Origin of the sequence: Exiguobacterium sp. s131, assembly GCF_018617345.1 — a bacterium.
Classification (GTDB): domain Bacteria; phylum Bacillota; class Bacilli; order Exiguobacteriales; family Exiguobacteriaceae; genus Exiguobacterium; species Exiguobacterium profundum.
Window position 1 is genome coordinate 734430 of the sequence record NZ_JACSJX010000001.1, and the last position, 12434, is coordinate 746863.

Annotated in this window: 12 protein-coding genes; 9 read left to right on the forward strand and 3 right to left on the reverse strand. The window is 47.4% G+C overall.

Going from position 1 to position 12434, the window contains the following annotated elements; all coding sequences use genetic code 11:
* Window positions 1–117 precede the first annotated feature (117 nt).
* Window positions 118–2031, forward strand: a complete 1914-nt coding sequence (locus KNO69_RS03865; RefSeq protein ID WP_078147237.1) for an N-acetylmuramoyl-L-alanine amidase family protein — start codon at window positions 118–120, stop codon at window positions 2029–2031.
* 80 nt (window positions 2032–2111) lie between these two features.
* On the opposite strand, the gene KNO69_RS03870 is transcribed toward KNO69_RS03865, so the two are convergent.
* The 3 genes from KNO69_RS03870 to KNO69_RS03880 are packed head-to-tail and all read right to left on the reverse strand — an operon-like array spanning window position 2112 to window position 5920.
* The gene (locus KNO69_RS03870; protein WP_074036411.1) at window positions 2112–3152 is read right to left on the reverse strand and encodes a ribonucleotide-diphosphate reductase subunit beta; all 1041 of its coding nucleotides are present in this window, start codon (window positions 3150–3152) and stop codon (window positions 2112–2114) included.
* The gene (locus KNO69_RS03875) at window positions 3109–3615 is read right to left on the reverse strand and encodes a flavodoxin domain-containing protein (RefSeq protein WP_012726807.1); all 507 of its coding nucleotides are present in this window, start codon (window positions 3613–3615) and stop codon (window positions 3109–3111) included. The genes KNO69_RS03870 and KNO69_RS03875 overlap by 44 nt, the downstream gene beginning before the upstream one ends.
* 49 nt (window positions 3616–3664) lie before the next feature.
* Entirely contained in the window at window positions 3665–5920 is a 2256-nt protein-coding gene (locus KNO69_RS03880; RefSeq protein ID WP_371328165.1) for a ribonucleoside-diphosphate reductase subunit alpha, read from the reverse strand.
* Window positions 5921–6452: 532 nt separating this feature from the next.
* Between KNO69_RS03880 and KNO69_RS03885 the strand changes: the two genes are divergently transcribed.
* The 8 genes from KNO69_RS03885 (at window position 6453) to KNO69_RS03920 (ending at window position 12405) form a co-directional block, all read left to right on the forward strand.
* A complete protein-coding gene (locus KNO69_RS03885) occupies window positions 6453–6683 on the forward strand; it encodes a DUF1871 family protein (RefSeq protein ID WP_074036415.1) in 231 nt (76 codons plus the stop codon).
* 13 nt (window positions 6684–6696) lie between these two features.
* Window positions 6697–6945: a NifU N-terminal domain-containing protein gene (locus tag KNO69_RS03890; RefSeq protein WP_078147235.1), complete on the forward strand. Its 249-nt coding sequence runs from the start codon at window positions 6697–6699 to the stop codon at window positions 6943–6945.
* A complete protein-coding gene (locus tag KNO69_RS03895) occupies window positions 6942–7742 on the forward strand; it encodes a glycosyltransferase family 2 protein (protein ID WP_078147234.1) in 801 nt (266 codons plus the stop codon). The genes KNO69_RS03890 and KNO69_RS03895 overlap by 4 nt, the downstream gene beginning before the upstream one ends.
* A 2-nt stretch (window positions 7743–7744) precedes the next feature.
* The gene (locus KNO69_RS03900) at window positions 7745–8239 is read left to right on the forward strand and encodes an Lrp/AsnC family transcriptional regulator (protein ID WP_012726802.1); all 495 of its coding nucleotides are present in this window, start codon (window positions 7745–7747) and stop codon (window positions 8237–8239) included.
* Window positions 8236–9420: an aminotransferase gene (locus KNO69_RS03905; protein ID WP_078147233.1), complete on the forward strand. Its 1185-nt coding sequence runs from the start codon at window positions 8236–8238 to the stop codon at window positions 9418–9420. Before KNO69_RS03900 ends, KNO69_RS03905 begins: the two co-directional genes overlap by 4 nt.
* Window positions 9421–9478: 58 nt before the next feature.
* On the forward strand, window positions 9479–10723 hold the full coding sequence (locus KNO69_RS03910; protein WP_168169848.1) for a lysine N(6)-hydroxylase/L-ornithine N(5)-oxygenase family protein: 1245 nt from the start codon (window positions 9479–9481) through the stop codon (window positions 10721–10723).
* 197 nt (window positions 10724–10920) lie between these two features.
* Window positions 10921–11313, forward strand: coding sequence for a S1 domain-containing post-transcriptional regulator GSP13 (gene yugI, locus KNO69_RS03915; RefSeq protein ID WP_074033496.1), 393 nt, complete (start codon window positions 10921–10923; stop codon window positions 11311–11313).
* A 99-nt stretch (window positions 11314–11412) separates the two neighbouring features.
* Window positions 11413–12405, forward strand: a complete 993-nt coding sequence (locus KNO69_RS03920) for a Gfo/Idh/MocA family protein (protein ID WP_078147231.1) — start codon at window positions 11413–11415, stop codon at window positions 12403–12405.
* The last annotated feature ends 29 nt before the right edge of the window (window positions 12406–12434 follow it).

Consider the following 12434-nt stretch of genomic DNA (forward strand, 5'->3'; position numbering starts at 1 on the left):
CTTTTTATCAAAAACATTCATCTTTTTTTTCAAATATTTACTTTTTTTAAAAAAGTATTATGCTAATATGAAATTGTTGTTAGTAGGAAATGCCGCAATGAGAAAGGAATATTTTGGATGAAAATGAAACTATTGAAAGTTGCCCTCATCTTAACGGTCCTCTTGTTAGGGATGCAACTTCCATCTGTCGAAGCTGCAACTTATGATGGAGAGACGACTGTCAATTTGAACATTCGTACATCCCCTAGTCTGAGTGGGAAGGTAGTGAAAACATTACCAAAAAGCACGAAAGTAAAGTATGGAACGTATAATCAGTCATGGCTCAAAGTGTATGTAAACAATCGTACATACTATGCCTCGGCCCAGTACATTCGAAAACTTTCATCCACTTCAAGTTCGTTAACGACGCAGGCGGCAACGTCTACTGGAGTGACGACTGCGAATTTAAACGTTCGCGTCACGTCCCATCGATCGGCGACGATTGTGACCACGTTGAAGAAGGGGACGGAAGTGAAGTATGCCGTTCATAATTCTTCTTGGGCAAAAGTCTACCTAAATGGCAAGACGTACTATGCCGCAAAAGCTTACATCGCACCGAAACTGACAGAATCGAATGTGGAGCGGACAAATGGCTACGCGAACCGTGAGTTGAAGTTGTTCGCTGAACGCAACCAACGTTCGAAAGTGCAGAAAGTTCTTCCGAAACATACGGCTGTCGTCTCGAGCAAATATAATTCGAGCTGGTCGATTGTTTATATCGGGAACGAAACGTACTACACACCGACTTGGGGCATTACAGAAGGTACATTGGATAGCAGTGTAGAGAAAAAAGACGGGTATGCAAACCGGGAGCTGAAACTCTTCGCTGAGCGGAATCAACGGTCGGCGGTGAAGAAGATACTTCCCGTGAACACGGCTGTCGTCTCGAGCAAATACAACTCGAGTTGGTCGATTGTCTATCTCGGAAGTGAAACGTATTACACACCGACAGCTTGGATCTCTACTTCGAAAACGTCGACAGAACCTCCGACGACAACGAAACCAGATGATGGACTCACGCAAGGGTATGCTAACCGTACAGTAAACTTGTTTGGAAAAACCCATCAGAGTTCGGAAGTCCTCATGGTTCTTCCGAAATACACGGCTGTTTCATACAAAGCGTACAATTCGAGTTGGTCGACTGTTCAGATCGGCTCGAAAGTCTACTACACAGCGAGTTCGTGGTTGACGAAAGGGAAAGCCCCGGCTGCGCCGGAAGCTGCACCAAAAGGTACGGTATACATCAACACACCAGGTGATGTATTGAACGTTCGTTCGAAAGCGAGTCTTGATTCGAATGTGGTTGGTCAACTCAATCACGGAACAGCTGTTTTACATTATGGGACAACCAATGGTTTCCATAAAATCAAGTTCAACGGACAAGATGCTTTCATTTCTTCAGCATTCGTGATGACATCTAAGCCGAGCACATCGACTGGAACAGTCATCGTCCTTGATCCAGGACACGGTGGAAAAGACTCGGGAGCAGTTAATGGATCTCTCTATGAGAAAACGATTGTACTCGATGTAACGAAACGTGTAGAAGCTTATCTTCGCTCAAAATATGATTACAATGTACGTCTCACTCGTTCGACTGATGTCTATTTGACTCTAGATCAGCGAGTTGCTGCAGCGAAGTCGTTACGTGGTGATTTGTTTGTAAGTATGCACGTCAACGCAGCCGGTTCATCATCTGCGAAAGGGGTAGAAACGTTCTTTTCTTCTCAGTCTGCGCACAGCGCTCGAAGTCGTGTCCTTGCTTCAAACATTCAAAGCAACTTGGCGGGTAAAATGAGTGGAATGTCGAACCGAGGAGTGAAAACAGCTAATTATTACGTTATTACGTATAATACAATGCCATCTGCACTCGTCGAATTAGGATTTATCTCATCACCAACAGATTTGACTTACCTTCGAAGTAACACGTCTCGTCAGCAAATGGCGGAAGGTGTGGCTGAAGGAATTGCCAAATATGTTCAGACTTATTATTGATTTGAATTAACCCAGACATGATTGTCTGGGTTTTTTCGATGTACAAAAAACCGAACCGATTAAATCGGTTCGGTTCAATTTTATAGATCATCAAATCCGTTCGCGTCTGTCACTTTCGCATAAGAACGTGACTTTTGTTCGAAGAAATCAGATTTTGTCGCATTGAGCGAGTCATCTGAGTATGCCCGGATCCAAGGCATGACATCTTCGTCAAATCCTTCATACAAGTCATTCAGACCGATGACGCGGAGGCGTTTATTCGCCAAGTATTTGACGTAGTCTCGCATTTCACTGACGTCGAGTCCATCGAGGTCACGGAGAACGTATTCACACCACTCGATCTCAAGGTCGACCGCTTCTGCCATCGTGTCGTATACGAACTGACTGAACTTTCCGTTTTCATCAATCTTCGGATTTTCTGTCAGCACGGCACGTAAGAGCTGGCTGATGAAGTAAGAATGTTGCATCTCATCACGTTGGATATAACTGATCATCGTGGATGTACCGACCATCTTTTGGTGGCGGGCGAGATTGTAGAAATAAGCGAATCCTGAATAGAAGTTGATGCCTTCTAGAATGACGGATGCAACGAGTGATTTCGCAAAGTTTTCAGCGTTCGGAGTCTCGCGGAACGCTTCATATAAGTCCAAGATGAATTGATTGCGCTTCATGACCATTTCATCATCTTTGGCGATGTCAAAGATTCGATTTTGTTCAGCGAGTGGCACGAGACTTGATAGGACATAGCTGTATGATTGATTGTGCACGACCTCTTGTTGTGCGATGACCGCGAGAACGGCGTGTACAGACGAGTCAGATGAGAACATAGAAGACTCGAGGATGTATCGTGTCTGGACCGAGTCGAGAATCGAGAGCAGTCCGATGATCCGTTTGAATGCATCCTGTTCACGTTCAGTCAATTGCGGCCATTGTTGCATATCCTTAGACATTGAGATCTCATCAGGAATCCAAAAGTTCGATAATAACTGTTTGTAAATGGTATAGAACTGAGGATACGCGATATCGTTCCAATTGACGATCGAACTCGTTTCCCCGCCAATGATGGCGGTTGCCCGGTTAGGATGTTTGGGCGACAATAATTTGATTTTCTGAATCGACATGATGCATAACTCCTTCTTCTACATGGTGAGCCATCCGCTCTGCCCAATGTTGGACGTTGAACGGTTGGTTACGTGGGGACTGCTCGATTTTAAGCAGTTCCCCGGCAAGTGGGATTCCGTATTTTGAAAGGTGGTACGCCATCTCGTCAACAGCGCGACAGAAATGTACAAACATCTTGTCACCGGTTCCGAATACCGCAGCTTGTCGAATCGGCACTTGGAGTTCCTTTAACACGAGGCGGAACGTATCTTTCATTTCGTCTGGTAAGATTCCGTCTGCCCACGTGTAAGAGCCGAAATAGACGAGGTCGAACGAAGCGAGCGACTTTGCTTCGCGATATCCGACGCGATCGGCATCATAGCGGACGACCGTATCGCCACGGCGATGATGTGTCGATTCGATGAGCGATGCCACTTCTTCCGTGTTTCCACTCATCGAATGACAGATGATTGCGATGTTCATAGGGTGGACCACCTTTCTATAAAATGTACATAATGATTATGACGACGGTTTACGAAGCGCACGACTCACATTCGTCGACTTCGACGGTCGTCGAACGAGTGTAGTAAATCGACTTCATGCCAAGAGACCATGCCTCGAGGTGCATCGCAAGAAGCTCTGTCGCTTTTACATCGTTCTTCACGTATAAGTTGAAGCTGATTGCTTGGTCGATGTGGCGCTGGCGAGCCGCGTTTTGACGGATGCTCCATAATTGATCAATTTCAAATGCTGATTTATAGAACCAGTTCGTGTCCGGCGTCAAGTCGGGAACCGTGACTGGAATCTTATAGTTTTTCTTCTCTTCTGAGTAGACCTTTTTGTAGACCGGGTCAATCGATGCGGTACTACCAGCGATAATCGCCGTCGATGAGTTTGGTGCAACGGCCATCATATAGGCGTTACGGACGCCGTTTTGATGTACTTCTGCTGCGAGACCGTCCCAATCGAGGTCGTCGTGTGAACGATAGTTCCGGCGCTTGAAGTATTCGCCTGTATGCCATTCTGAACCTTCGAAGACGCCGAATGCTCCTTTTTCTTTGGCGAGTTCCATCGATGCTTGGATTGTGAGATACGCGATTTTTTCATAGAGTTTCTCTGCATATTGAACGGCATCGACCGATTCCCAACGGATTCCTTCTAGTGCGAGCAAGTGATGCCAACCGAACGTTCCTAGACCGACTGCACGATACTTCTGGTTCGTGATCATCGCCTGTGGAACTTCGATCGTATTCAAATCGATGACGTTATCGAGCATACGCATTTGAATCGGGATGAGTCGTTCGAGCACATCGGCTTTCACGGCACGAGCAAGTGCGATTGAACTCAAGTTACAGACGACGAAATCACCAGGTGTCTTTGTGATGACGATTTTTCCGTCTTGTGTGTATTCTTCTTCGATTGTCGTTGCCGACATGTTTTGCGCGATTTCGGAACAAAGGTTTGAACTGTAAATCATCCCTGCATGTTTGTTTGGGTTTGCGCGGTTCACTGCGTCTCGGAAGAACATATATGGTGTACCTGTTTCAAGTTGTGAGCGCATGTAACGTTTTACAAGGTCGATGGCTGGAACTGTCACACGAGATAATTCTGGCGTGTTGACACATTCCATATATTTCTCTGTGAAGCTTCCACCGTTCTCTGATTCGTCAAAATAGTCTTCAAGGCTATATCCCATCACGGTACGAATCTCGTGTGGATCGAACAAGTACCAGTCGCCGCGTGCCTCGACCGTACGCATGAAGAGATCTGGGAGGCAGACGCCTGTGAACAAGTCGTGTGTCCGGAGGCGCTCATCCCCGTTGTTCAATTTCGCGTCGAGAAATTCGAAGATGTCCTTATGCCAAATGTCTAAATAGACGGCAATAGAGCCTTGACGCATACCGAGTTGGTCGACCGAGACGGCTGTGTTATTCAACTGCTTCATCCAAGGAAGAGCACCACTTGAGACGCCTTTGAATCCTTTGATGTCACTACCGCGTGAACGGATTTTCCCGAGGTAGACACCGATTCCGCCGCCACCTTTTGAGAGTGTCGCCACATCGGTGTTCGAATCATAGATGCCACGGAGAGAGTCGTCGACTGTATCAATGAAACAAGAGCTGAGCTGTCCATATGATTTGCCGGCGTTTGACAACGTTGGTGTCGCGACCGTCATATAAAGGTTTGATAAAGCCCAATAAGCTTCTTCGACGAGCTTCAAGCGAGTCGTCTCGTCTTCTTTTTGCATGAGCGTCATTGCGATGACCATGAAGCGCTCCTGTGGAAGCTCATAAAGGTTCTTCACATGATCGCGCCCAAGATAGCGGTCCGACAACGTGCGGAGTCCGATATATGTGAAGAGACGGTCACGGGATGGATCGATCAATGTTTCGAGATGGTCCATGTCTTCTTTTGAATACGTATCGAGAAGAGCTGACGTGAAAATTCGTTTTGATGTTAACGTCTCGACCAGTTGATAGAAGTTACCATAACGCATAGATGCTTCGTAACCGCGGTTGCGTGCCGCTTCAAGATAGAGGCGGTTCAAGTACATTTCCGTTGCCACGAACGTCCAGTCCGGTTCTTCGGCTTTCAACATATCGAGGGCATGCATCGTCAATAAGTCATATACTACATCTTGTGTTAGCGTTTTTGTCTCGAGCGCCCGAATAGCCCGTTCTTCATAGCGCTCTACGCTTAAGTGAGGATACCGTGTCTGGATAGATTGAATAAGAGAAGAGACGTCAGAAAGCGTTGGAGCCGCTGGTAGCATCGTCTCGTGGTGGATAGGGGATGTCAAAATAGATCACTCCTTTAGATGGTGTAGACGTTATAAAAGGATAATAAGAACTTCCTTACCTGTCACAATATCGTGTTAACAATCAAAATACCCGTTAACTATATATTGACACTTTTTTATCTTTTTAATCATAAAACACCTATATTTAGTTTTTCAATCCTTGACATTCTGGAATGTGCCCGTCACCTTTTTGCTTTTGCTCCAAAAGGGCTTCATGACCCAATTTGAGACAGAGAACTGAGATGAAAAAAAATTATGTATTGTCTTTGCTTGTTTTTTCACAAATTGATGAATTCGATTTCATCACTCTTGATGAAACATTTCATCCGTTTGTTTGAGGTGGAATGGATTGTATTTGACGTTACTTATCAAAATACCTGCATATTCATTTCATACTAGATATAGTGTTCTGATGAATCAAGAAATATGAATCCATTTGTCAAGGCTGGTATCCGAGTAAAAAGTAAGGTAGATTGGTGAAGTAGGACATGGAATTTCAGCGAAAAGAAGGGTTTAACAAGTGCGTACAGAAGACTTATTATTAACATGGGACCCACTCGGTTATGGGGCAGGTTCATACGGACCTGAGTTTGATGAAGTCATGATGGCATTAACCTATGTCGATTCTCCCGAACAATTGACCGAAGTGATTCGCCGAACGCTTCTTGAAGCGTTCGATGCGTGTCCACCAGAAACAGAGATTTTCGAGATGGCGCAGCGACTCCTCGTATCGTCATCTTGCCAACTATAAGGAGGAACCAATAATGTTACGAATTGATCCAACACCGAATCCGAATGCGATGAAAGTGACACTTCCAGAGAACGTGTTTGGCGCCAAGAGTCAAAGTGTGAAGGCGGGCGAAGCGACAAATCAGCCGCTCCTCGCAAAACTAGTTGAAATCGAAGGCGTGGAGAGTGTCTTTGCTTATGGTGACTTTGTGACCGTATCAAAGGAGAACGGTGTGAGCTGGGAAGCAATTCTTCCACTCGTTGAGACGGCATATCGCGGATGAAACCGATTGTCTCGATTGTCATTCCGGCTTATAAACGCGAGACGGAACTGACGGAACTGCTTGAAAGTCTAACGGTCCAAACATTTCAGCAGTTTGAGGTCTTGGTCATGAATAATGAAGGGCCGCCAAAACAACACCTTTTGGCGCCTTTTTTGAATCAATTGGATGCACGTGTCATTGAAGTGGGTGAGAACCATCACGTCCGGGCCCGTAATCGTGGTGTTCTCGAGGCGAGAGGCGATGTCATCTTGCTACTAGACGATGACGATTTGCTCATGCCGACACACTTGGAGGAGGGACTACGCGACCTTCAACAGGCAGACCTCGTCTATTCGGACGCTGAGCTGTTCCGATTCGAATGGAGAGCGGGCCGTCGTGTCGTGACGGACTGGGAACCGTTCGCTTATGGGTTTGATCGAGAGCGGATGCGTCAGGACTCGACGTTCATCCCTTCGGGCACGATGTATCGCAAATCGATTCATGACACGATCGGTCTATTCGACGAAGACGTCTATAACTACTGGGATTGGGATTTCTTGTTGAGGGTGATGGATGCATTCACGGTGTCACACCCGGCGCGTGCGACGGTACTTTACGCCTTCAACGGGACGGATAACCTGTCGGCAAAACAGGATGAAACGAGACGTCGTTATTTTGATCATTTCTGTCAAAAACACGGTCTGACAGACATGGAGATGAAGAATTTCCATATCGTTCAGGAGGAACGACGTGCATTCGTGAGACAGACAGAGAGAACGTTCACAGGCGTGCTACCTGGTCGAACGGAAGGAGAATAAGTATGTATTCATCAAAAGAACTTGAGTTGTTAGAGCTGTTAGAAGAAAAAGGGTATCTCGAGACGAAGATGTTGGCTGATTTGTTGGCACTCGATGAGGAGACGATTGAATCGATGCTTGAGAAATTCAAGCAAGACGGGATTCTCCTCGGATTTCGTGCCATGGTCAATTGGCAAAAAATCAATCGTCACGATGTCACTGCCTTCATTGACGTTAAAGTCACTCCGAAACGAGGACGCGGATTTGACGACGTGGCCGAGCGTATTTATCGCTTCCCAGAAGTGACGGCGCTTTATTTGATGTCGGGAGCGTATGACCTTCAAGTCGTCATTCGGGCGAACTCGCTTCAAGACGTCGCCTCATTTGTCTCAGACAAGCTATCGCCGCTTGATTCGGTCTTGTCGACGACAACCCACTTCAAATTGAAGACGTACAAACATGACGGGATCTTGTTCACCCCACAAACTGAAGATAAGCGGTTGAACATCACGCCATGAAGTCTTTATCGAATCAAGTCGTCTCGATGAAGCCATCGGGCATTCGCCGTTTCTTTGACTTAGCACAGACGATGGATAACGTGGTCTCTCTCGGGGTGGGAGAACCGGATTTCATCACACCATGGAACGTGCGAGAAGCGAGCTATGCCGCACTCGAAGAAGGCTATACGGCGTATAGCGCCAACGCCGGTCTCATCGAGCTGCGCGAAGAGATCGCTACTTATATGAAAGAACGCTTTTTAGTCGAGTATGATCCGACGTCTGAATTGATTGTCACGACTGGGGCATCGCAGGCGCTCGACATCGCATTCCGTGCCATTCTCAATCCAGGGGACGAGGTCATCGTGGTCGAACCGGCATTCGTTTCATATGGTCCACTCATCGAGTTGGCAGGTGGGACCGTCGTCCCTGTCGCATGTCGTCCGGAAAAAGGGTTTCGACTCGATCGGGAAGACGTCGAGCAAGCCATCACAGAACGGACGAAAGCGATCTTGCTCTGCTTCCCGTCCAATCCGACGGGCGCCACGATGAATGGCGATGAACTCGCACAAATCGCAGAGCTCGCGACAAAGTATGACCTTTGGGTCGTCAGCGATGAGATTTATGCGGAACTCTGTTACGACGAACCATTTGTCAGCTTTGCGACGCTTCACGACATGCGAGACCGGACGATTGTCGTCAACGGTTTCTCGAAGGCGTTCGCGATGACTGGATGGCGCCTTGGCTTCACATGCGCACCGGAAATCGTCACGCGAGAGATGTTAAAGGTCCATCAATACGGCATGATGTGTGCACCGACGCTCGTTCAATTCGGTGGACTCGAGGCACTTCGGACTCGTGAGCAGCACGTGCCGAGTATGGTGAAAAGTTATCGTCAACGTCGAAACTATTTCATTCAAGCGTTGAATGAAGCAGGGCTACCGACGCACGTGCCAGGCGGAGCATTCTATGCCTTCCCTTCGATTCGACATACTGGATTGACGAGTGAAGAATTTGCAGAACGTCTTCTCGTCGAAGAACGTGTCGCCGTTGTTCCAGGAAACGCCTTCGGTGAGAGCGGGGAAGGGTTCGTCCGAGCGAGTTATGCGACTTCGCTCGAACAACTACAAGAAGCGATTCTCCGGATTCAACGTTTCATGAAACAATTCGAAGTCACCGTAGCCAAGGACTCTCATTCGTGAGAGTTCTTTGGCGTTTTAGCGATATAACGAAAGGGAAAAGACGGGCGAGGTGAAGATGATGAAACGATTTGACTTTGTTGCAATCGGGTGTGGTCCGTATAATCTTGGTCTCATGGCCCTTGCGGAGAAGACTGAACTGCATGGGGTTTGCTTTGAGCAACGTGCGGAGATGATGTGGCATGAAGGCATGTTGATTGAAGGGATGACGATGCAGACGCATTATTTACAAGATCTCGTCACATTGGCGGACCCGACCCATCCATCGAGTTTTCTGAACTATTTGAGTGATACGGGTCGACTCCAAACATTTATCACGCAAGAACAAGATAAGATTCCTCGAACGGAATACAACCGTTATTTGCGGTGGGTTGTTAACCAACTGTCGACGATTCGTTTCGGTCATTATGTATCTGACGTCCGAGCGGAAGAAGAGGGCTTCCTCGTGACCGTCGAATCGGACGGGCAATCGACACAAGTTCATACAAGACATCTCGTCCTAGGGACAGGGGCGGCGCCATTCGTGCCGGACGGGTTTGAACAAATCATTCATACGAGCGATTATTTGACGTACCGGGACGTCCTCAAAGACCGATATCGTGTCGCGGTCGTCGGGAGTGGACAGAGTGCGGCGGAAGTCTTTCTGGACTTGTTGCGTGAAGCGACGGATGAACAACGCGTCGACTGGATCACACGCTCCGAACAATTTGAGTCACTCGAAGCAGGCAAGCTTGGGGATGAAATTTTTAGTGTGGATTATGTCGATTATTTTCATAAACTACCGTACGACGCTCGGCAAGAGCTACTCGGGTCATTCGAGCGTTTCCGTCATGGTGTCAATCCTGAGACGATGACCTCGATCTATGAGACGTTGTATCATCGGACGGCAGAAGCGAAAGCGACGAAGGCTGATATGATGACACAGGTCGAAGTGGAATCGATTTCTTATGATTGGTTAACACATCGTTTGAAAGGAACCCAACGGTATACGGGAGAAGTGATTGAAAGAGAGTACGATCTCGTTGTCGTGGCGACGGGGTATCGCCCGGTGATCCCATCTTGGATCAATCAGCTCCCGGTTGTATGGGAAGTAGAGGGAGAATGGGCAGTCCGTGACACGTATGAGGTGATCATGAGCGAGTCGCTAGGCGGAAAGTTGTTTACGCACACGAATATAGAGCATTCACATGGTCCGGCTGCGACGAATCTCGGGATGGCAGTCTATCGAAATGCGGTCATTTTGAACGACATGGCTGGGGAAACGGTCTATCCGATTCGTCATCAGAAGCCGTTTACGACATTTTGAACAAAAAAAGGGCTAGGCGAGTCGCCTAGCGGAATCAGGGGGGAATACTTGAAGTCTTGCTTGATTTGTATTTACCCCGCACTTCGACTTTAAAACATACCAACACGTCAAAAATAATCTTTTTTACTAAATTCTACACTTTATCGAAAAAAGTATGTTATAGTAAGTTGATGAATTTAGCATAGGAGTTGTTTGTAATGGCAAAATACGAAAAAGATCAAGTATTAACAGGTAAAGTAACAGGAATCCAACCTTTCGGTGCTTTCGTAGCACTCGACGATGAGACTCAAGGTCTTGTACACATTTCAGAAATCTCACACGACTACGTAAAAGACGTAAACGATTACGTTCAAGTTGGTCAAGAAGTTGAAGTGAAAATCCTTGAAGTGGACGAAGCTTCTAAAAAAATCAAGCTTTCAATGAAAGCGACTCAAGAAGCTCCAAAACGCGAGAAGTCTGCGAAGCCAGCTCGTCGTGCGCCACGCCGCAACGAAGCATCTTCAAACTTCAAGCAAGAAGAAGCTCCAGGATTCACAGTCCTCAAAGACAAACTTGAAGACTGGATCAAAAACACAAACTTCAAGAAGTAAGTGTCCCAAGGTGGCCCGTTCTAAACGGGTCACCTTTTTTATTTTACAGGAATCGGCGAATTGAATGACGAAACTGTAAAGCGAATAGGAGGGGATGGCATGAAGATTGGCATCATCGGAACGGGAGGAATTGCGACGAGTGCCCATATCCCGAATTATGTCAAAGCAGGGATGGATGTGATAGCGGTCATGAACCGGACACGGGCAAACGGGGAACGTGTCGCCCGGCAGTTCGGCATCCCGAACCTTTATGAGACGGTCGAAGAGATGCTTTCACGCGAAAATCTCGATGCGGTCAGTATCTGTACACCAAACGCCTTACATAAAGAGCAAGTGCTGCTTGCGCTTGAAGCAGGATGTCACGTTCTCTGTGAGAAACCACCCGGTATCTCGGAGAATGAGGCAATTGAGATGTTAGAAGCGGCAAAACGAGCCGGAAAAACATTGCATTACGGATTCCATTACCGACATCGTGCAGATACGGTTCTGTTGAAGCGAATGATTGACGCGGGAGAACTTGGAGATATCTATGCAGCGACGGCGCTCGCGCTTCGGCGACGTGGCATTCCGGGATGGGGAGTCTTCACGAATAAAGAACTGCAAGGCGGGGGCGCCCTGCTCGACATCGGTGTGCATATGTTAGACCTAGCGCTTCATTTGATGGGATACCCGAAACCGAGAGAGGTCGTTGGGCACGTCGGTCAATATTTAGGGAATCGACCGGGTGTCGGTTTGTTAGGGGAATGGGACGCGAGTTCGCTCTCGGTCGAGGATACGGCGAGGGCGATGATCACGTTTGAAAATGGGGCATCCTTATTGCTCGACGTCAGCTATATGGCCAATATCGAAGAGAAAGATACGATGCGTGTGGAATGTCGCGGCACGAACGCCGGAGCCAGTCTGTTCCCGCTCACGCTCCACACGGAGAAATATGGGGCATTGTTTGACGAGCGACCAGCTTATTTGACTGAACACGACCCGTATGAGCGGCAAATCCGACTCTTCCTTGAGGCCTGTGGAGAAGAGCCGAACTATCGTCAAGCGGAGGAAGCGGTCATCTTGCATCGGATCATCGATCGCATCTACGCATAAGCACGATACTTTTCATTCCGTAAAAACAG

Bases quoted from the DNA above. Each gene is read 5' to 3' on its own strand.
- yugI (WP_074033496.1), top strand. From the start codon at position 10,921: ATGGCAAAATACGAAAAAGATCAAGTATTAACAGGTAAAGTAACAGGA.
- KNO69_RS03865 (WP_078147237.1), top strand. From the start codon at position 118: ATGAAAATGAAACTATTGAAAGTTGCCCTCATCTTAACGGTCCTCTTG.
- KNO69_RS03905 (WP_078147233.1), top strand. From the start codon at position 8,236: ATGAAGTCTTTATCGAATCAAGTCGTCTCGATGAAGCCATCGGGCATT.
- KNO69_RS03890 (WP_078147235.1), top strand. From the start codon at position 6,697: ATGTTACGAATTGATCCAACACCGAATCCGAATGCGATGAAAGTGACA.
- KNO69_RS03875 (WP_012726807.1), bottom strand. From the start codon at position 3,615: ATGAACATCGCAATCATCTGTCATTCGATGAGTGGAAACACGGAAGAA.
- KNO69_RS03900 (WP_012726802.1), top strand. From the start codon at position 7,745: ATGTATTCATCAAAAGAACTTGAGTTGTTAGAGCTGTTAGAAGAAAAA.
- KNO69_RS03895 (WP_078147234.1), top strand. From the start codon at position 6,942: ATGAAACCGATTGTCTCGATTGTCATTCCGGCTTATAAACGCGAGACG.
- KNO69_RS03910 (WP_168169848.1), top strand. From the start codon at position 9,479: ATGAAACGATTTGACTTTGTTGCAATCGGGTGTGGTCCGTATAATCTT.
- KNO69_RS03870 (WP_074036411.1), bottom strand. From the start codon at position 3,152: ATGTCGATTCAGAAAATCAAATTATTGTCGCCCAAACATCCTAACCGG.
- KNO69_RS03920 (WP_078147231.1), top strand. From the start codon at position 11,413: ATGAAGATTGGCATCATCGGAACGGGAGGAATTGCGACGAGTGCCCAT.